Genomic DNA, 18966 nt, shown 5'->3' with positions numbered 1-18966 from the left:
GGGACCGACCAGAACCGGCACGGCCTCAGCGGCGCCGCGCGGCCTCGATGGCCTCGTACTTGGCCAGGTTGTGCCGGGCGTCGGCGAGCGCGTCGTGGGCGTCGGCCGGGATCGGCGGCAGATCCGGGCGCCCGTGCGCGTCCCAATGCTGGCGCAGCTCGTTGGTGTAGCGGGGCAGCGCGGGCGGCAGATCCACCATCGACCCCCACAGCTGGCACAGCACCACATGGTCGTAGGCGCCCACCCACGCCCACAGCTCCGGCTGCACCGTGGGGCGCGGCACCAGGAACTTGTACAGCTCGTCGCGGATCTGCCTGCGGCTGCGCCACAGCGGCGACGCCGGCGAGGGCAGCTTGGGCAGCACGTTCTTGCGCACCCATGGCCCGGCCCGCTCGGGATCGAATTCGGTGGATACGGCGTAGTATTCGCGGCCGTCCTCGCAGACCACCGCGATCGAGACGAGGTCGATCACCTTCCCGTCCTCGATGAACTCCGCGTCATAGAAGTACTTCACAAAGCCGGTCTCCTCCCGAAACTTGTCCGCTCGAGGGTACGGCCTGGTGGTATACCCGTCGCACGACGGTCCGCCCGAACACCGCCGCGAGGGCTCGCGGAGCGGTCGCCGCACCTGGAGTTGGCCGCGCGGATGCCCGCCGCCGCGCGCGGGTCCGTATTCTGAGTGGGTGAACTGGACCGTCGACGTACCCATCGATCGTTTGCCCGAGCTGCCGCCGCTGCCCACGCAGCTGCGCCAACGGCTGGACGACGCGCTGGCCCGTCCCGCGCTGCAGCAGCCGTCCTGGGATCCCGGGCAGGCGGCGATGATGCGGACCGTGCTGGAGAGCGTCCCGCCGGTCTGTGTGCCCGCCGAGGTGGAAGAGCTGCGCGAGCGGCTCGCCGAGGTGGCGCGCGGTGAGGCCTTCCTGCTCCAGGGCGGTGACTGCGCGGAGACCTTCGCCGACAACACCGAGCCCCATATTCGCGGCAATATCCGCACCCTGCTGCAGATGGCGGTGGTGCTCACCTACGGCGCCAGCCTGCCGGTGGTGAAGGTGGCGCGGATCGCGGGCCAGTACGCGAAGCCACGCTCCTCCGACACCGACGCGCTGGGCTTGAAGTCCTACCGGGGCGACATGATCAACTCGCTTGCCCCGGACGCCGCGCTGCGCGAACACGACCCGTCACGGCTGGTGCGCGCCTACGCCAACGCCAGCGCGGCGATGAACCTGGTGCGCGCGCTCACCGGGGCGGGCATGGCCGATCTGCACCGCGTGCACGACTGGAACCGCGATTTCGTCGCCCAGTCCCCGGCCGGTGCCCGCTACGAGGCGCTGGCCGAGGAGATCGACCGCGGCCTGCGGTTCATGACCGCCTGCCGGGTCAACGATCCGAGCCTGCAATCGGCGCGCATCTACGCCAGCCACGAGGCGCTGGTGCTCGACTACGAGCGGGCCATGCTGCGGCTGGGGGAGTCCCCGGCCACCGGTGAGCCGGTGCTCTACGACCTGTCGGCGCACTTCCTGTGGATCGGTGAGCGCACCCGTCAGCTCGAGGGCGCGCACATCGCGTTCGCGGAGTTGCTGGCCAACCCGATCGGCCTCAAGATCGGCCCGACCACCACCCCGGATCAGGCCGTGGAGTACGTGGAGCGCCTGGATCCGAACAACGAGCCCGGCCGGCTGACGATCGTCTCGCGCATGGGCAACGGCAAGGTCCGCGAGGTGCTGCCGCCGATCATCGAGAAGGTGCAGGCCACCGGGCACCAGGTGATCTGGCAGTGCGATCCGATGCACGGCAACACCCACGAATCGTCCACCGGGTTCAAGACCCGCCACTTCGACCGGGTGGTCGACGAGGTGCAGGGCTTCTTCGAGGTGCACCATGCCCTCGGCACCCACCCCGGCGGCCTGCACATCGAGCTGACCGGTGAGGACGTCACCGAATGCCTCGGCGGTGCCCAGGACATCTCCGATCTGGATCTGTCCGGCCGCTACGAAACCGCTTGCGATCCGCGCCTGAACACCCAGCAGTCGCTGGAGCTGGCGTTCCTGGTCGCGGAGATGCTGCGCTGAGCTGACCGGACAGTCCGCTCACCCGGCCGACGCGAGCGTCGACCGGGTGAGTGCGGGATCTATCGGGGTCGATCAGAAGGGTTCGGCGGCGGCGCGGCGCAGCACCTCGCGGGCCAGCGGGCCGTGCAGCGCCTCGACCGGTTTACCCGGCAGCGAATCGTCGTCGGTGAAGATCCATTCCAGGATCTCCTCATCGGTGTATTTGGCATCACGCATGACGGTGATCAGGCCGGGCAGGAACCGGATGACGTTGCCGTCCTCGTCGAAGAAGATCTCCGGCACGCCGGCCACGCCGTCCCGGCGGACGGCCAGGAGTTGATGGTCGCGCAGCATCTGATGCACCCTGGTCACCACGATGCCGAGCCGTTCTGCCACTTCGGGAAGTGACAACAGGGTCACCGAGGCGGGCAGAACATCGTCACTGCAGGGAAATGCGCTCACCCGGATAACGGTAGACGTTGGCGCCGACCACGTCGTGAGACACCCGGGGACGTTCGGTGGATACCATCGTGGGGGCCGCAGGGCGCGGCTGCTCTTGTCGCGCGCAGCGAGGGGTGGAGAGGGTTTGTGAAAGCCGGAGGACATCAATTGATCGGCCACATGCTGGAAGGGCGTTACCGCATCGATGCGCCGATCGCTCGGGGTGGGATGTCCATGGTGTTCCGCGGCGAGGACACCCGTCTGGATCGCCCGGTCGCGATCAAGGTGATGGATCCCAAATTCGCCGGTGATCCGCAGTTCCTGTCCCGTTTCGAATTCGAGGCCCGTGCGGTCGCCAAGCTGAAACATCCGTCGCTGGTCGCAGTGTACGACCAGGGCGTCGACGGCGATCATCCGTTCCTGATCATGGAGCTGGTCGAGGGCGGCACGCTGCGTGAGCTGCTGCGCGAACGCGGTCCGATGCCGCCGCACGCGGTGCGCGCGGTGGCCGAGCCGGTGCTCGCGGCCATCGGGGTGGCGCATGCGGCGGGGCTGGTGCACCGCGATATCAAGCCGGAGAACGTGCTGATCTCCGATTCCGGCGAGGTGAAGATCGCCGACTTCGGCCTGGTACGCGCGGTGGCCGCGGCCAACACCACCTCCGCCAGCGTCATCCTCGGCACCGCCGCGTATCTGTCCCCGGAGCAGGTCACCTCCGGCACCGCCGACGCGCGCAGCGATGTGTATTCCTTCGGCATCCTGATCTTCGAACTGCTCACCGGGCGGGTGCCGTTCACCGGCGACACCTCCCTGTCGGTGGCCTATCAGCGCATCGAGAAGGATGTGCCGAGCCCGAGCCAGTTCATCGCCGGTGTGCCGCCGGAGTTCGACGCGCTCATCGCCCGCGCCACCGCCCGCGAACCCGCGCATCGGTTCGCCGACGCCAACGAGATGGTCGCCGAACTGCGCGCGATCAGCGCGTCGCTGGAACTGCCCGCCTATCGGGTGCCCGCGCCGCAGGAATCGGCCGAGCATCTGAGCTCGTCCTACCGGGCCGTGCCCGGTGCGGACGGTCCGCGTCCGCCCGAGCCGCGCCCGCATCCGGTGGCACAGCCCCAGCACACCAGGGTGGTCACGGCGCAGCGGCCGCGCACCGAGTTCGCCGCCGCGCCCCCGCCGCCGCAGCATGTGCGCCCACATCCGGGGCCGGCACCGGCCTTCGCCGGCGATCGCGGCAATTCCCGCCGCACCGCAGCGGTCTGGATCGCCATTGTGGCGGTGCTGACCCTGCTGGTCGGTGTCGGCGGATGGTGGCTCGGGGTGGGCCGGTTCGAGGCGGTGCCCAGCATCGCCGGGATGGACGTGGAGAAGGCCACGGCGGTGCTCAGCAGCGCCGGATTCGAGACCACGACGCGGCAGAAGGCCTCCGACACCATTCCGGTGGGGGGCGTGGTCGGCAGCGATCCCTCGGCCGGTTCCCGCGTCACGAAGGGCTCCACCGTCGCGGTGCTGATCTCCAGCGGTAAGCCGCAGGTGCCGGACGTGGCGCCCGGTGCGGACATCTCCGAGGTGAACCAGCTGATCCGCGATCAGGGCCTGCAGCCGGTGGACGCCGGTGAGGCGCCGAGTGCGGCTCCCGAGGGCACGCTCGCCAAGGTCGACCCGGCGCCGGGCACGGTGCTGCCGATGGGCGCGCACGTGAAGGTGTACAGCAGCAAGGGTTCGCAGCCGGTGACGCTGCCGGACCTGCGCGGCAAGACCACCGCGGAAGCCCAGCAGATGCTCACCGACCTGGGCATCACGGTGAGCGAGAACCGGCCCCGCTTCGATCGCAGCGTGGCCGCCGGACAGGTCGTCGGCACCGATCCCGGGGCCGGGACGACGGTCGAGGCCGGCTCGTCGGTGGTGCTGCTGGTCTCCGATGCGGTGAAGATGCCCGAGGTGCTGGGCAAGTCGGTCGCCGAAGCCCGTGATGTGCTCGAAGGACTCGGCCTGTCGGTGCAGGTGCGCCAGCTGGCCCCACTGGATTCCTCGGTGGTGGTCTCCCAGACTCCGGCGATGAACGCCAACGTCCAGGCGGGAGCCACCGTCACCATCGTCGCCCTGCCCTGAGTCCGTCGATCCGCGCACTCCGGCCTTGCCCGAAACGCGGTGCAGGCGCATTGTGATGTACCGAGTAGGGCCGGGGACGGTGTTCGAGGAGGAAATGGCCGATGGTGCGTGGCACCGTGCGATGGTTCGACCGGGAGAAAGGGTTCGGGTTCATCGCCCGTCCGGGTGGCGCGGATGTGTTCGTCGAGTACTCGGTGATCCTCGGCGAGGGCTTCCGGTCACTGGAGGCCGGTCAGGAAGTCGAATTCGACGTGGAGGAGGCGCGCCGAGGGCCCGAAGCGCGCGCGGTGCGGCCGGTGTAGAGCCGGTTCAGCGGGCGCTCAGGTACGCGCCGGCGGCGACGCGCAGCTTGCGGTGCATCGGCACCACGGCGCGCCGGTCGAAGACCGGGTAGTCGGCCTCCTCGATCTGCTCCAAGATCGCGCCGTACAGGGTCGCGGCGGTGCGGATCGCCGGACGTACTCGCGGTGCGAGCAGTTCGATGCCAGGTGCGGCGGTGCGGTAGAGATCCCGGTTGACGGCGATGAGGTGGGCCAGCGCCCGCCGCATCCGTCGATCGGTGCGGCCGGTGCGGCGGCATTCGGCCAGCAGGTCGTCATCCACGCCGAAGGCGGCGAGTTCGGCGGCGGGCAGATAGATCCGGCCGCGATCCAGGTCCTCGCCGATATCGCGCAGGAAATTGGTGAGCTGGAAGGCGTTGCCCAGGGCGGCCGCCGCCGGTTCGGCCTCGGCGACCGGGACGGCGGTGCCGAGCACCGGCAGCAGTTGCAGCCCGATCGCCGCCGCCGAACCGCGCATGTACTCGTTCAGTTCGGCCATATCGGCGTACCGGTTCCGGAACTGCGGTGTGCCGGGGATATCCATCCGCATGGAGTGCAGGAAGGTCCAGAAGTGTTCGGCCGCAATCCCGTAACGGCGGATGGTGTCGGTGAGCGCGAGCAGGATCGCGTCCCGGAGCTGGTCGGTGGGGACGGCGGTTGCCGGTCGTGCCGCGGCGGCGGGATCCAGTGCCGCCCTGAGCTGTTCTTCGATGAGATCGATCCGAGCGGCGAGCGCGGCGCCGGTGACGGGGAGGTGGTGCGCCGGTCGCCGCGCGCCGGTCGCAGCATCGTGCGGCGCGCAGTCGACGATATCGTCCACCATCCGCGCGAACGCGTACAGCGCGTGCACGGCGGGCCGCTGCGAGGCCGTCAGCAGCCGAGTCGCCAGGAAATAGGTGCGGCCGTGTTCGGCGGCGATGCGGCGGCACAGCCGATACGCCTCGGCGAGTTCCGTGGCGTCGGCGGGTCGCAGCCGTTCGGTCGTGCGCCCGGCAGGTCCGGCGGTGAGGTCGAGGCCGCGCTCAGCGCCGGTCATGGATGACGGGATCGGCCGGCGAGGGGATCGCCGGGCCCGTGACCGTGCGCGTGCTGCGCAGCCGAAGCGGGTCGACCGTGCGCAGTGACAGCGCCGCCACCACCGCGGCGAAGGTCGCCGCGGCCACATGCCAGAAGTTGTACAGCCCGATCGAACCGCCGGGCTGGAACACCAGCATCAACCACGTGCACAACCCCACCAGCACCATGAGCGTCCTGGTGGACAGCGCGAAGGCGGCGGCCAGCGCCAGCGGCCACGAGTAGTACCAGGGCAGCGCGGCAGGCGACAGGATGACGATGGCGACGAACGCGATGAGGATGCCGAGCACGGCCTCGCGTTCGCTGTGCCGGAACCGCCACCAGGTCCAGGCCAGGATCGCCACCAGCGCCGCGGCGCACAGCGCACGCGTGACGGTCAGCACCGGGTCGAAGGGCAGCGGGCCGATCCAGGTCATGCCGTGCGCCATGATGGTCGGCAGCGACAGCCAGTTGATGATCTTCTTCGAGCCCGACAGCGCCGTCAGCCAGCCGATGCCGACGCCGGCCGCCGCGGACGCGAGCGCGAACACCACCGCGAACACGGACAACCCGAGCCCGGCGATCTTGGCGAACAGCAGCGCCGGATGCGGCAGCGTGCCGCCGGACTCCTTGTCCTGGGCGGCGCGTCGTTCGCGTTCGTGCAACATCCAGATCCACACCAGGAACGGCAGGGCGATACCGGCGGTGGCCTTGATGGCGACCGCGACCGCGACGACGACGATGCCGAGTACATGCCTGCGCTCGAGCACCAGGGCGATACCGGCGCACATCAGGCCGACCATCAGCAGTTCGTTGTGCACGCCGCCGATGAGGTGGATCAGCACCAGCGGGTTGAGCACCGCCAGCCACAGCGCGACGGTGGGCTTGCCGCCGAGATGCTTGGTCAGGTACGGGATGGCCCACATCATCAATGCCAGGCCGGGCAGCATCACCAGCCGCAGCGCGATGGTCCCCGCCACGACGTTGTCGTCGGTGATGGTGGTGATGGCGCGCCCGAGCAGCAGGAAGATCGGGCCGTAGGGCGCGGTGGTGGTGGTCCACACGGTGCTGACGTTGTCCAGCAGCACACCGGGATTGGCGACGGGGCCGACCTTGTACGGGTCGAAGCCGTCGCGCAGCAGCGCACCCTGCGCCAGATAGGAGTAGGCGTCCTGGCTGAACATCGGCACCGCGAACAGCATGGGCGCGACCCAGATGCAGACGATCGCGCGCAGCTCGTTGAGCGTGACGCCCGCGCCGGAGTAGCTGCCGCGACCGAGCGTGGCCCGGCCGAGCCGCACCCAGGCGGTGATCATCATCAGCACGCCGATCCAGACGAAGATCGTCGAGAGCGCGTAGCCGTGCCCGAAACGCAGCCACGACAGGTGCATCGCTTCCAACAGCGGATCGCGTTTGCGCACCGCGCCCGCGCCGAAACCGCCGAAGGTGATCATGATCGCGCCGACCAGGCCGAGCAGTGCCGCATGGCCCTCGGGGCTGCGCGCGAAGTCGGCGGCGGTGCGTAGCCACGTCAGCAGCGTCTGCGGGCTGCCCGGGGCGGGTGCGGATGCTGGTTTTCGGGATCGAGCCGCGGGTGTCGGAGACACGGTGGCCTGCGCCGGGGTAGTCACGTGGGCAGTCGTTTCCGGGGGTGGCATGTGGTGTCGTTCCCCCCGGGTGTGGTCGGCGGTCGCAACCGCGAGCTGATAGGTCGGCGCTTAGTTTACGGCTTGTTCGCGCGGGGCTGTCCCGATGGTGCGCGGGGTTTCGTTTCCGAGCCGTTCCGGTGTCCCGATTATCCGGTTTGCCGCGAGTTTCCCCGACAGCAGGGCGGTCGGTACACCGACGCCCGGCGTAGTGCCGCAACCGGCGATAACCACGTTGTCGCTGCCGCGCGGCAGATTCCGTGGCCGGAACGGGCCGGTCTGGCGGAAAAGATGGGCGGCGGAGAACGGCGTGCCACCGAGCATGCCCTGCTCCAGCCAGGTCTGCGGGGTGTCGAGGTGGTCGAGCCGGAAGTGTTCGGCGATGCCGCGGTAGCCGCGCTGCTCGAGGACGCCGAGCAGCTCGCGCAGGTACGCCGGGCCCAGGCTCGCCCAGTCCAGTGCCGCCGAATCCAGGTTCGGGCAGGGCGCCAGCAGCGAGAACGGCTCGTAGCGGCCGTCGGCGCGGTCGAGATACAGGCCGGGATCCGAGAGCGCGGGCCTGGTCAGCAGTAGGGAAGGGTCGCTCATCAACCGGCCACCGCGCGGTGCGGCGATCTCGGTGAAGGTGCGTTCCCAGGCGGCGCCGAAATCAATGGTGTGATGGGCCTGGATCGGCCAGCCCGCGGCGATGTCGGCCGGAATGGTGCCGTGCGCGACCACCGCCGATGGAGAGGCCCGCAGCCCGCGCCTGCGGCGCAGCCCGAAGCGTTCGATATCGCCGAGGTCGGCGGTGACGACCACGGCGTCGCAGTCGCGCGCCGTGCCGTCCGCCAGCCGGACCCGGCGCGCCCGGCGGCGGTCGTAGTCGATGCCGGTGACCTCGGCGCCGAGTTCCAGCCGCGCACCGGCGGCGACCAGCGCCTCGGCCATGGCGTCGGCGACCGCGCGCATACCGCCCTCGGGGAAGTACACCCCGAGCGAGGTGTCCATATGCGGGATCGCCCCGTAGACGGCCAGTGCCCGGTTCGGCGGCATCCCCGCGTACAGCGCCTGGAAGGTGAACAGCCTGGTCAGCCGCGGATCGCGGAGGAAGCCGCGGACCCGTGGCCCGAGCCGCCCGAATCCGCCGAGGCGCACCAGCTCCAGCAGCGCCGCGCGTTTACGCGGCAACCGCACCATGTCCAGCGGCGAGTCGAAGTTGGTGTCCATGAACTCGCCGAATTCGGCGCGGTAGATCCGGGCCAGCCATTCGCGCAGCCGTCGATAACGCCCGGCTTCGTCGGGACCGCAGGTCCGTGCCACTTCGGCCGCCATCTCATCCGGGTCGGCGAACACCCGGATATCGGAGCCGTCGGCGAAGCGCGCGTGATACGACGGCGCGAGCCGGTGGATGCGCAGCGGCGCGGTGAGCGACTCGCGGTCGTGTCCGACCGCCGCCAGCGCGTCGTCGATCAGCTCGGGCAGCGTCAACACCGTTGCCCCCGAGTCGATCTCGTAGTCGTCGAAGCGGTAGCGGCCGACACGCCCGCCGACGTGATCGGCCCGCTCCAGCACGGTGACCCGGCGTCCGGCGCCGGTGAGGTACAGCGCGGCGGCCAGGCCCGACAACCCCGCGCCGATGACGACCACCCGGTCGGCGGGCCCCGCCACCGACCTCATCGCAGGCCCCGCAGCGGACGTGCCGTGGCTGCGCTCACGCGGTGTGGACAGGAGCGAGCGACCTCTCCGTGGTTACGCACGCTGCCTCCGCCGTGGCCGTGTTCGCTCATGCCGTGCGGCGGGTGGCGGCCAGCGCCATGGCGTGCAGCTGGTCCTTGGCGGCGGGGGTGGCCGAGCTGGTGTCGATGGCGGCCAGCGCGCGCTCGGTGAGCTCGGCGATGCGGGCTTCGACCGCGTCGACGGCGCCGAGGCGCACCAGCACCGCACGCAGCTCGTCGACGTCCGCGCCGCTGAGATCGGTGCCGACCTTGCCGCGCAGCAGCTCGGCGGCGGCCGGATCGGCCTGATCGGCACGGGCCAGCGCCTCGGCGATGAGCACCGTCCGTTTGCCCTCGCGCAGGTCGTCGCCGGAAGGTTTACCGGTGACCGAGGGATCGCCGAAGACGCCGAGCAGGTCATCGCGCAGCTGGAACGCGATACCGATGTCGGTGCCGAAATCGCGATAGGAACGCACCAGCTCGGGGCCCGCGTCGGCGAGGGCGGCGCCCAGGTGCAGCGGTCGTTCGACGGTATAGGCGGCGGTCTTGTACCGGTTGATCCGGAGCGCCGCGGCCACCGATTCGTCGCCGCTGGCCTCGCCGTGGATGTCGAGCAGCTGCCCGCCGAGCACCTCGGTGCGCATCTGCGCCCAGACGGTGGCGAAGCGGGCGACGGCCTGCGGGGCCAGCCCGGAGGCGTGCACCATGTCATCGGCCCAGGCCAGCGCCAGATCGCCGATGAGGATGGCCACGCCGGTGCCGAAGCGGGGCGCGTCGCCCGCCCAGCCGCGCTCGCGGTGGCGCTGCTCGAAGTCGACGTGCACGGTGGGGAAGCGGCGCCGGGTGCGGGAGGCGTCGATGATGTCGTCGTGGATGAGCGCGCACGCCTGCACCAGCTCCAGCGCGGCGCAGGCGGTGAGCACGGCGGGCGCGTCCGGGCCCTCGGGGTCGCCGCCCGCGCCGAGCCAGCCGGTCCAGGCGAAGCCGGGCCTGGTGCGTTTGCCGCCGCGCAGCACGAACGATTCCAGCGCTTCGGCGGCGTCGACGAAGATCGGCCCCAGCTCGCCGACGGTATCGCGGCGGGTGGCGAAGAACGAGGTCAGCGCCTGTTCCACGGCGGCGGCGAAGGCGGGCGTCCCTGGGATCGCCGAGGTCGGGCTCGGCTTGGTCGGGGTACCGGGTCCGGCGGACAGGATGACCTCCAAGGATGTCCGGGGAAGGGGTCGGCTCGGCGGATGACGCCGGGCGCGCCGCTGCCGGCGTGCACGGCGGTGCACCCGCTCATGGCTCGAACAATACGCGTCCGGTCCGACGACACTCCGGCCCGCGGGCCGCTCACCTCTACACTGAACCGGTGACTTTCGACAACGTGCGGGGACGTTCGACCCCTGGCCGGCCGTCCTCGACCCGTGGTCGGCCGCCGCAAACCCCACCGATCGTCTCGGGGACGCCGTCGGTCGTGCAGAGTTTGCGGCTGCACTCGAGCCGGGCGGTGCCCTTCTCCGTCGAGTTCAACCCGCCCCGCGACGCCGCGGGTGAGGCCAGGCTGTGGCGTGCGGTGCGCACCTTCGAACGCATGCATCCGGCGTTCGTGTCGATGACCTATGGCGCGGGCGGGTCCACCAAGGACCGCACCGTGCGCGTGACCGGCGAGCTGGCCGGCGAGACCACACTGCTGCCGGTGGCCCATCTCACCGCGGTCGGGCACAGCGTGGCGGAGCTGCGTTCGCTGGTCGGCGCCTACGCCGATTCCGGTATCCGCAACATCCTGGTGCTGCGCGGCGATCCGCCGGGCGATCCGCTCGGGGAATGGCACAGGCATCCCGAGGGCGTCGAATACGCCGAGGAGCTGGTGCGCATCGTGCGCGATCTCGGTGATTTCCATGTCGGGGTCGCCTCGTTCCCGCAGGGCCACCACCGCTCGCCCGACCTGGACCACGACACCCGGTTCCTGGCCGCGAAACTGCGTGCGGGCGCGGAGTATTCGATCACCCAGATGTTCTTCGACGTCGAGCACTATCTGCGGCTACGCGATCGCCTCGTCGCCATGGATCCGATCGAGGGCGCCAAGCCGATCATTCCCGAGCTGATGCCGATCACCTCGCTGCGCACGGTCAAGCGGGCCGAGGAACTGTGCGGCAGGCCGCTGCCGCGTTCGGTGATCGACCGGCTGGAGCGCGCGGCGGGCAGTGGCCCCGAGGAAGACGCGGCGGCGGTGCGCGCGGTGGGCATCGAGATCGCCACCGAGATGGCCCAGCGGCTCATCGACGAGGGCGCGCCCTGCCTGCATTTCATCACCCTGAACTTCGCCAAGGCGACCGGCGAGGTGCTCACCAACCTCGGCTACGGCGTCACGGCCGCACCGATCAGCGCCTGAGTCCGGCCGCCGGGTGCGGATCCGGCCGGCGCCGGGTCAGGCGGCCCGCGCCTGCCGCAGCCCCCACGCTTCGGCGAGCAACCGATGCGATTCCAGCCGGTCGCGATGATCGTGAGTGATCCCGGTGATCAGCAGTTCGTTCGCGCCGCTGACTCGTTGCAGCGCCGCCAGCCGCCGCACCACGGTCTCCGGCGCGCCGACCAGCTGGGTGGCCAGCCGGTCCTCGACCAGCCTGCGCTGATCGGGGGTGAGCGGGGTCAGCGTCGCGGGATCGGCGAAATCGGCGGCGCCCGCCCCGCTGCGGATGCTGTGCACCCAGTGCCCGTAGGGTGCGGCCAGCCGTTCGGCGGTGGCGTCGTCGGCGGCGACCACCACATCCGCCGACACCACCACATACGGTTCGGCCAGCACCTCCGAGGGCCGGAAGGCCGCGCGGTAGGCCACCACCGCGTCCAGCGCGGTGCCGGGGGAGACGTGATAGGCGGCCGCGAACGGCAACCCGAGCCTGCCCGCCAGCTCCGCACTGGCGCCGGCCGTGCTGCCGAACACCCACAGTTGCACCTGCGCGCCCTCACCCGGCACCGCGTGCAGGGCGATGCCCTCGGCGTCGACGTAGCTGCCGTCGAGCAGGGCCCTGATCTCGGCCACCTGGTCGGCGAACTCCGCCGGTCGGGCACCCTGCTGGTACAGGGCACGTTGACCGGCGAGGAAGATCGACGGGTCGGCGATGCGCAGCGGATCGAAGGGCGGCGGGATCACCACGCCGTCACGCACTTCGGTGCGGCCGCGCACAGTGTCGTCCAGCGGCCGGACATTGCGGGCCCGCACCGATTCGGCGCCGAAGTGCCGCGCGCGGTGCCCGGAGCGGCCGAGCCCGAGGTCGAGCCGGCCCGGATGCAGCGCATCGATGGTGCCGAACGCTTCGACGATGGAGATCGAGGTGTGATAGCCGATCTGAACCGCCGCCGAGCCGACCCGGATCCGCGAGGTGGCGGCCGCGACCTGCCCGATCAGGGTGATCGAGGCCGAACTGGCCACTCGCGCGAAATGATGTTCGGCCAGCCAGAACCGGTGATAGCCCCACTCCTCGGCGCGCCGGGCCAGCTCGACGGTATTGCGCAGCGCCTGCTGCGGGCTCGATCCGGCGCTGATGGGCGCCAGATCGAGGATCGATAGCGGAACCGTCATGCCCGGCGCTCCGCGGTGCCGAGCCGTGGATCCTGTTCGCCCGCCTCGATCGCCACCCGCAACCGGTTCTGCGCGGGCGCCACCGGGCACGTCGCGTAGTCGGTGAACGCGCACGGCAGGTTGATCGCGCGATTGAAGTCGAGCAGCACGGTGCCGTCGTCGTCGGCCGCGCCGACATCCAGCAGGCGGGCCGCCGGGTAGGTGGTGATGCCGCTGGTGGCGTCGGTGAACAGCACCCGCAGCGCATCCGGGGTGCCGAAGGCGACGACCCGTTCGGTCACCTCACCGACGCCGAACTCGATGACGCCGGCCCCGCGATGATGGTGTTCGAGGCCGGCCACCACCGCGCCCGTGGTGACGGTGGTCGGCTCGCCGAATGCCTCGAACCGGCCCGGCAGCACCCACCGTTCGTCGGGTGCGTAGGCAGGCACCCCGGTGAACGCGGCCAGGGTGGGTGCGGCCGGATCGTGCACGCGCACGGCGGACTGCCCGGTGCGCCGGATCACCTCGAGTACCCGGCTCTCGTGCCGGATGAGCACTCCGGGCGCCCCTTCCTCGGCGACGACGATGTGCACGCCCGCGATCCGCTCGCCGTCGTGCTCGAGCCGGTCGGCGGGTTTGGCGGTGACGAACACCCGGTCCTCGATCACCCACCAGGTGCCCGGCACGCCGGGTAGTTGTTCGGGCCGGTCGGTGAGCCAGTGCAGCGCGGTGAGGCTCAGGAAGCCGAGCGGGTCGCGCAGGGCGTCTTCGCGTTCGGCGTGCCACGCGGTCCAGTCGGTGGCGAAGGAGGTGAGGCTGGTGGTCATCGGAGGTCTCCTCGGTGTGGTGGGTGGGTCGAGCGTCGTCAGGACGGGTCGTCGGGTGGTGCGGGCAGGCGCAGCGTGACCGACGGTTTCGGGATGGCGGCGAGCAGCTCGCGGGTGTAGTCGTGCCGCGGATTGCCGAAAATCTCGTCGGTGGTGCCGGTTTCGACGATGCGCCCGTACCGCATCACCGCCACCCGGTCGCTGATGCGGCGCACGACGGCCAGGTCGTGGGAGATGAACAGGTAGCTCAGCCGCAGCCGCTGTTGCAGATCGTCGAGTAGTTCCAGGATCTGGGCCTGTACCGAGGCATCGAGCGCGGAGACCGGTTCGTCGAGCACCAGCAGCTCCGGCCGCAGCGCAAGGGCACGGGCGATCGCCACCCGCTGACGTTGCCCGCCCGAGAGTTCGGCCGGTCGCCGCCGCGCGTATCCGGCGGGCAGTGCCACCTGTTCGAGCAGCTCGGCCACCCGCTGTGCCCTGGCCTTGCGGTTGCCGATGCCGTAGGCGCGCAATGGTTCCTCGATCACCGACCCGACGCGCAGCCGCGGGTCCAGCGACGAGTACGGGTTCTGGTAGACGATCTGGAACCGCCGTCGCAGCGCCCGCAGCTGCCCGGCGCGGGCGCGGGTCAACGGCTCACCGTCGAAGACGACCTCGCCACGGTCGGGTTCGGTCAGCCGGACCGCGATGCGCGCGGTGGTCGATTTACCCGAGCCCGATTCGCCGACCAGCGCCAGTGTTTCGCCGCGACCGAGTTCGAAGCCGACCCCGGCCACCGCGGTGACGGTGCTGCCCGCCCCGGCGCGGAACACCTTGTGCACCTCGCGGACGGTGAGCAGCGGGCCGCCGTCGAGCACCGCGGCCGGGCGCGCCACCCGATCGGCGGTCAGGGCGGGCGCGGCGGCCAGCAGTTGCCGCGTGTAAGGATGGCGCGGATCGCCGAGAACCTCGGCGGTGCGGCCGGATTCGACGACGGTGCCGTTGCGCAGCACCACCAGCCGGTCCGCGCGTTCGGCGGCCATCGCGAGATCGTGGGTGATCAACAGCACCGCTGTCCCGCGCGCGGCGATGCGTTCGGCCAGCCGGTCGAGCACCCGGCGCGCGACGGTGGCGTCCAGGGCGCTGGTCGGTTCGTCGGCGATGATCAGATCCGGGCCGCAGGCCAGCGCGATGGCGATCAGCACGCGCTGGCGTTGCCCGCCGGACAGTTCGTGCGGGTACTGGGTGGCGCGCAACTGCGGCCGATCCAGCCCCACCTCGGCCAGCAGGGCCGTGGCCCGCTCCAGCGCACCGTGCCGGTCGTCGAGCCGGTGCACCCGCAACGCCTCGGCCACCTGATCGCCGATGCGGCGCACCGGATTGAGCGACAGGCCCGGATCCTGCGGCACGAACCCGACCCGGAGCCCGCGCAACCGGCGCAGGGCCTGCTCGGATCGGAAGTCCACCGGCTCTCCGGCGAAGGTGACGGAGCCGGCGGCGATATCGGCGGTCTCGCCGAGCAAGCCGATCACCGCATGCGCCAGCGTCGACTTGCCCGAACCGGATTCGCCCACGAGCGCGAGCACCTCACCCCGGCGCACCGCGAGCGAGACGCCGTCGAGGGCGGTGACCGGCCCGTCGCCGGTGCGGTAACGCACCCGCAACTGCCGGACCCGTAGGAGTTCCTCGGCGTCGGTGGGCGCCTCGTGGTCGTCGGCGGGGGACAGGACGTCGACGGCGGTGTTGTCGCTCATCGGTGTGCACTCCTCGTGACGGCGCGACCCACGCGCTGGGCGGACAGGACGACGGCGATGATCACCAGGCCGGGCAGCGTCGTCAGCCACCAGGCGGTGGCCAGGTAGTTGCGGCCCTCCGAGATCAGCGATCCCCATTCGGGGGTGGGCGGTGCGGTGCCGTACCCGAGGAAGCTCAGCGCCGACACCGCGAGCACCGCCATGCCGAACTCGACCGCGGCCAGCGCGAGCACCGGGGGATAGGAATTGGGCAGGATGTGCCGGGCCAGCACCGTGTACCAGCGCACTCCCGACGCCCGTGCCGCCTCCACATAGGCCGCCCGGCGCACCCGAAGCACCTCCGAGCGCATCACCCTGGCGAAGTTGGCGATCAGCGAAACGCCCACGGCGATGGCCACATTCCGGGTGCCGAAACCGAGCGCGGTCACCAGCGCCAGCGACAGCAGCAGCGCCGGAACCGACAGCAGCACATCCACAACCCGCATCACGACCATGTCCACCACACCGCCGAGCGCACCGGCGAGCAGGCCGAGCAGCGTGCCGGCCACCAGGGCGATGGCGACCGCCGTCAGGGTCGCGGTGAGCGACAGGCCCGCTCCGTGCACCATCCGCGTGTACAGGTCGCGGCCGAGATTGTCGGTACCGAACCAGTGCTCGGCGCTGGGCGGCTGGAATTTCTGTGCCGGAACACCTTTCAACGGGTCGCCGCCGGCGAACACCGACGGCGCCAGCGCCCAGCCGATAACCAGCACGAGCACCGCGCTCGCCGGAATCAGGGCCGCGTTGCCGCGCACCAGGTGCCACGCCCGGCGCCGGCGCGGCGGCTGCTTCCGTTCCTCGGCCGCAGCGGTCGTCGTCGCGGGCCGTTCGAGCAGCTCAAGCGACATCGGTGACCTCCCTGCGCTCGCTCGGGCGCACCGAGTGCCCGGCACGACCCCCACCTCCGGCGATTCGCGGATCCAGCACGGGATACAGCAGATCCACCGCGAGGTTGACGACGACGAAGGCAAGCGCGCTCACCAGCACGATGCCCTGCACCACCGGAATGTCCTGGGCCAGCACCGACGTCTGAGTGAGCCGGCCGAGCCCCGGCCGGGCGAACACCGTCTCCACCACCACCGAACCGGCGAGCATGGTGCCCACCAGCACACCGGCGATGGTGAACGCGGGCACGCTCGCCAATCGCGCCACATGCCTGCGCTGCACCCACCAGCGCGAGGCGCCCTTGGCCAGCGCGACTTCGGTGAACGGCTGCCGCCACGTCGATTCCAGCCCGGCGGCCAGCACCTGCGCGATCACCGCCCCGATCGGGATGGCCAGCGTCACTGCCGGCAGCACCAGCCCACCGAACGCGGGCGCCAGCTGCCAGCGAAAGGAGAACAGCTGCAACAGGATCAGCGCGGTCCAGAACGTCGGCATCGATACCCCGACCGGCGGCAGCGCGGCCAGGGCCGAACGCAGCCACGGTGTGCGGGTGTAGGTGGTGGCGAAGGCCAGCGCGGTGCCGCCGGCCGCGGCGAACAGCAGGGCAAGCCCGGTGAGGGCGAGAGTCGAGGGCAGAGCGTCGACGATCGCCTCGGTGACCGGCTGCCCGGTGGCGATGGAGCGGCCCAGATCGCCGCGCACCGCATGCGACAGCGAACTCAAGTACTGCTCCCACAGCGGTTGATCCAGGCCGTACCTGGCGCGCATCTCGGCGAGGGCGGCCGCGTCCACCGGGGTGCCGCCGCCACCACCGTCGGCCGCGATGGCCACCGGATCCGACGGCAGCAGGTACAGCACGACGAAGGAGATGGTGAACGCCGCCCACAGCACCCAGACCGCGGCCACGCACCGCAGCAGCACATACCGGGTCATGGCCGGCGTCCGCTCAGCCAGGTGTCGAAGAACTGCAACCGTGCCGAGGCGTCGAACTTCAGGTCCTGCACGGCCGGGCCCGCACCGATGGCCTGCGACAACTCGACGGTCGGGATCCACAGTCCCTGATCGAGGATCTGCTGCTGTGCCTGCCCGATCAGCGCCGCCCGTGCCTGTGGGTCCACCGCACCGAGTTGTGCGCTGAGCACGTCGTCGAGAGCCTGGATCGGCGGGCGGACATTGAAATTGCGGCCGTCCAGGCCGAATCCGGTGCGCAGGATGTCGCCGTCGGCGCGGGTGCTGTTGTAGTACAGCGCGTCGAAATCCTTGCTGTTCTGCCGTGCGGTGTACTCGGCAATGGACACCAGGTCCAGCGTGAGGTCCACGCCCACCGACCGCAGCTGCTGCTGGATCAGTTCGAGGATCGCCTGATTACCGGCGAACACCTGACTGAACGTCACCGCGAATCCCAGGCGCTGGCCATCCTTGGCCCGGATGCCGTCCGCGCCGGGCAGCCAGCCCGCCCGATCGAGGGTGGCCCGCGCGGCGTCGGGATCGAAACCCACTGTCCGGGAAAGATCCTGGTAGCCAGGCGTTCTGGAAGCGAGCACACTGGTCGCCGGACGGAACTGCGGCCCGAGCACGGTGTCGACGAGCTCGCGCCGGTCGATCGCGGTGAGCAGCGCACGGCGCACGTCGGGATCACGCAACGGTCCACGGGTCACATTCGGCTGGAATCCGAACGGGATACCCGGATTGGGGGTGCTGAGCACCCGGCCGCCGCCGGCCTCGATCTGCGGCGCGTCCTGGGGGAGCGCGTCGCTGGCCGCATCGAGCTGATCCGAGGACAGCGAACCGGTCCGCACCCCGGATTCGGGCACCACGGTGAACTCGATGCGGTCGAGGTAGGCCTCACCCCGATGGCCGAACACCGCCGAGCCCCAGCGGTAGCCGGGGCGTTTCACCAGCGTGGCGGAGACGTCCTGGCGGTAGTCGGCGTAGGTGAACGGACCCGAGCCGACCGTCGCCGTACCCGCGCAGCGGTCCTCGGCGGGCAAGGCGGTGGTGGCGTCGGCGAGGATGCCGAGCTGCGGCGTCGAGGACGCTTGCAGGAATTGCGTATTCGGCGCGCTGAACTCCACCCGCGCCGTCAACGGATCGACCACCGTGGTGCCGACATAGCCGGTGAGGTAGCTGCTGCCCAGCGGTGCCTTGACGGCGCCGAGGGTGCGCACGATCGAATCGAAGCTCTTGCGCACCGAGTCGGCGGTCAGCGGTGAGCCGTCGCTGAAACTCACCCCGTCGGCGAGGTGGAAGGTGAACGTCTTCGCGTCCGGGGCGATCTCCCAGCTGGTGGCCAGCCACGGCCGCAACTCGCCGGTCTCGGGATCTTGGTCGGTCAGCGAATCGACCACCTGCCGCGTCACATAGATCGTCTGGTTGGTGCCGGCCTGCGCGGGATCGGCGCAGGTCGGTGCCTGTGACAGGCCATAGCGCAACACCCCGCCCGGCTGCGGAGGGCCCGCGTCGGGCCCCGGCGTCGTGGTCCCGGAGCCGCAGGCGGCCAGGGTGGCGGCGGCGGTGAGCACCGCGCCGGCAAAAGCCGCCTTGACGGGTACGGCCATGTCGTCGTCCTTTCTGACACGACCGACGAGCCCGGCGCGGCGCCGCGACGTGCGGCC

At 70.8% G+C, this 18966-nt stretch carries 16 protein-coding genes; 4 read left to right on the top strand and 12 right to left on the bottom strand.

Going from position 1 to position 18966, the window contains the following annotated elements:
- Positions 1–25 precede the first annotated feature (25 nt).
- Entirely contained in the window at positions 26–514 is a 489-nt protein-coding gene (locus AC5W7N_RS23315; protein WP_163815637.1) for a polyadenylate-specific 3'-exoribonuclease AS, read from the bottom strand.
- Between the two features lie 169 nt (positions 515–683).
- Here AC5W7N_RS23315 and AC5W7N_RS23310 point away from each other — a divergent pair, with 169 nt between their 5' ends.
- On the top strand, positions 684–2072 hold the full coding sequence (locus AC5W7N_RS23310; RefSeq protein ID WP_163815635.1) for a class II 3-deoxy-7-phosphoheptulonate synthase: 1389 nt from the start codon (positions 684–686) through the stop codon (positions 2070–2072).
- 72 nt (positions 2073–2144) lie between these two features.
- Here AC5W7N_RS23310 and AC5W7N_RS23305 read toward each other — a convergent pair whose 3' ends face one another.
- A complete protein-coding gene (locus tag AC5W7N_RS23305; protein WP_163815633.1) occupies positions 2145–2513 on the bottom strand; it encodes an Rv2175c family DNA-binding protein in 369 nt (122 codons plus the stop codon).
- 159 nt (positions 2514–2672) lie between these two features.
- On the opposite strand from AC5W7N_RS23305, the gene pknB reads away from it, so the two are divergent.
- Complete coding sequence (pknB, locus tag AC5W7N_RS23300) at positions 2673–4604, top strand: Stk1 family PASTA domain-containing Ser/Thr kinase (protein WP_490724946.1); 1932 nt, start codon at positions 2673–2675, stop codon at positions 4602–4604.
- Between the two features lie 101 nt (positions 4605–4705).
- Positions 4706–4906, top strand: a complete 201-nt coding sequence (locus tag AC5W7N_RS23295) for a cold-shock protein (protein ID WP_014350101.1) — start codon at positions 4706–4708, stop codon at positions 4904–4906.
- 7 nt (positions 4907–4913) lie between these two features.
- On the opposite strand, the gene AC5W7N_RS23290 is transcribed toward AC5W7N_RS23295, so the two are convergent.
- From AC5W7N_RS23290 to AC5W7N_RS23275, 4 genes are all read right to left on the bottom strand, one after another.
- Positions 4914–5960 carry a phytoene/squalene synthase family protein gene (locus tag AC5W7N_RS23290; protein ID WP_495922144.1) on the bottom strand — a complete coding sequence of 349 codons (1047 nt, stop codon included), beginning with the start codon at positions 5958–5960 and terminating at the stop codon, positions 4914–4916.
- Complete coding sequence (locus AC5W7N_RS23285) at positions 5947–7635, bottom strand: alpha-(1->6)-mannopyranosyltransferase A (protein WP_375139415.1); 1689 nt, start codon at positions 7633–7635, stop codon at positions 5947–5949. Before AC5W7N_RS23285 ends, AC5W7N_RS23290 begins: the two co-directional genes overlap by 14 nt.
- A 60-nt stretch (positions 7636–7695) precedes the next feature.
- Positions 7696–9282 (bottom strand): phytoene desaturase family protein, encoded by a 1587-nt coding sequence (gene crtI / locus AC5W7N_RS23280; RefSeq protein ID WP_495922143.1) that lies wholly within the window; start codon positions 9280–9282, stop codon positions 7696–7698.
- A gap of 106 nt (positions 9283–9388) precedes the next feature.
- Positions 9389–10525, bottom strand: coding sequence for a polyprenyl synthetase family protein (locus tag AC5W7N_RS23275; protein ID WP_495922142.1), 1137 nt, complete (start codon positions 10523–10525; stop codon positions 9389–9391).
- Positions 10526–10674: 149 nt separating this feature from the next.
- Between AC5W7N_RS23275 and AC5W7N_RS23270 the strand changes: the two genes are divergently transcribed.
- Positions 10675–11697, top strand: a complete 1023-nt coding sequence (locus tag AC5W7N_RS23270; protein ID WP_375139414.1) for a methylenetetrahydrofolate reductase — start codon at positions 10675–10677, stop codon at positions 11695–11697.
- A gap of 36 nt (positions 11698–11733) precedes the next feature.
- Here AC5W7N_RS23270 and AC5W7N_RS23265 read toward each other — a convergent pair whose 3' ends face one another.
- Genes AC5W7N_RS23265 through AC5W7N_RS23240 form a run of 6 tightly spaced genes read right to left on the bottom strand, consistent with a single transcriptional unit; the run spans position 11734 to position 18909 of the window.
- Positions 11734–12885 (bottom strand): LLM class flavin-dependent oxidoreductase, encoded by a 1152-nt coding sequence (locus AC5W7N_RS23265; protein WP_194991885.1) that lies wholly within the window; start codon positions 12883–12885, stop codon positions 11734–11736.
- The gene (locus AC5W7N_RS23260; RefSeq protein WP_195007277.1) at positions 12882–13694 is read right to left on the bottom strand and encodes a DUF1684 domain-containing protein; all 813 of its coding nucleotides are present in this window, start codon (positions 13692–13694) and stop codon (positions 12882–12884) included. The genes AC5W7N_RS23265 and AC5W7N_RS23260 overlap by 4 nt, the downstream gene beginning before the upstream one ends.
- 38 nt (positions 13695–13732) lie before the next feature.
- Positions 13733–15427, bottom strand: coding sequence for a dipeptide ABC transporter ATP-binding protein (locus AC5W7N_RS23255; RefSeq protein WP_495922141.1), 1695 nt, complete (start codon positions 15425–15427; stop codon positions 13733–13735).
- Positions 15424–16314, bottom strand: coding sequence for an ABC transporter permease (locus AC5W7N_RS23250; protein WP_195007278.1), 891 nt, complete (start codon positions 16312–16314; stop codon positions 15424–15426). The genes AC5W7N_RS23255 and AC5W7N_RS23250 overlap by 4 nt, the downstream gene beginning before the upstream one ends.
- Positions 16304–17284, bottom strand: a complete 981-nt coding sequence (locus tag AC5W7N_RS23245) for an ABC transporter permease (RefSeq protein WP_495922140.1) — start codon at positions 17282–17284, stop codon at positions 16304–16306. Before AC5W7N_RS23245 ends, AC5W7N_RS23250 begins: the two co-directional genes overlap by 11 nt.
- Positions 17281–18909, bottom strand: coding sequence for an ABC transporter substrate-binding protein (locus tag AC5W7N_RS23240; RefSeq protein WP_495922139.1), 1629 nt, complete (start codon positions 18907–18909; stop codon positions 17281–17283). Before AC5W7N_RS23240 ends, AC5W7N_RS23245 begins: the two co-directional genes overlap by 4 nt.
- Positions 18910–18966 lie beyond the last annotated feature (57 nt).

This window comes from Nocardia sp. CDC519 (genome assembly GCF_059509835.1).
Note: the sequence above shows the minus strand (reverse complement) of the source record. Positions and strands in the feature narration are given on the sequence as shown.

Excerpts from the sequence above, each read along its gene's own strand:
- pknB (WP_490724946.1), top strand. The coding sequence starts at position 2,673 with ATGCTGGAAGGGCGTTACCGCATCGATGCGCCGATCGCTCGGGGTGGG.
- AC5W7N_RS23295 (WP_014350101.1), top strand. The coding sequence starts at position 4,706 with ATGGTGCGTGGCACCGTGCGATGGTTCGACCGGGAGAAAGGGTTCGGG.
- AC5W7N_RS23290 (WP_495922144.1), bottom strand. The coding sequence starts at position 5,960 with ATGACCGGCGCTGAGCGCGGCCTCGACCTCACCGCCGGACCTGCCGGG.
- AC5W7N_RS23285 (WP_375139415.1), bottom strand. The coding sequence starts at position 7,635 with ATGCCACCCCCGGAAACGACTGCCCACGTGACTACCCCGGCGCAGGCC.
- crtI (WP_495922143.1), bottom strand. The coding sequence starts at position 9,282 with ATGAGGTCGGTGGCGGGGCCCGCCGACCGGGTGGTCGTCATCGGCGCG.
- AC5W7N_RS23265 (WP_194991885.1), bottom strand. The coding sequence starts at position 12,885 with ATGACGGTTCCGCTATCGATCCTCGATCTGGCGCCCATCAGCGCCGGA.
- AC5W7N_RS23260 (WP_195007277.1), bottom strand. The coding sequence starts at position 13,694 with ATGACCACCAGCCTCACCTCCTTCGCCACCGACTGGACCGCGTGGCAC.
- AC5W7N_RS23255 (WP_495922141.1), bottom strand. The coding sequence starts at position 15,427 with ATGAGCGACAACACCGCCGTCGACGTCCTGTCCCCCGCCGACGACCAC.
- AC5W7N_RS23250 (WP_195007278.1), bottom strand. The coding sequence starts at position 16,314 with ATGTCGCTTGAGCTGCTCGAACGGCCCGCGACGACGACCGCTGCGGCC.
- AC5W7N_RS23245 (WP_495922140.1), bottom strand. The coding sequence starts at position 17,284 with ATGACCCGGTATGTGCTGCTGCGGTGCGTGGCCGCGGTCTGGGTGCTG.
- AC5W7N_RS23240 (WP_495922139.1), bottom strand. The coding sequence starts at position 18,909 with ATGGCCGTACCCGTCAAGGCGGCTTTTGCCGGCGCGGTGCTCACCGCC.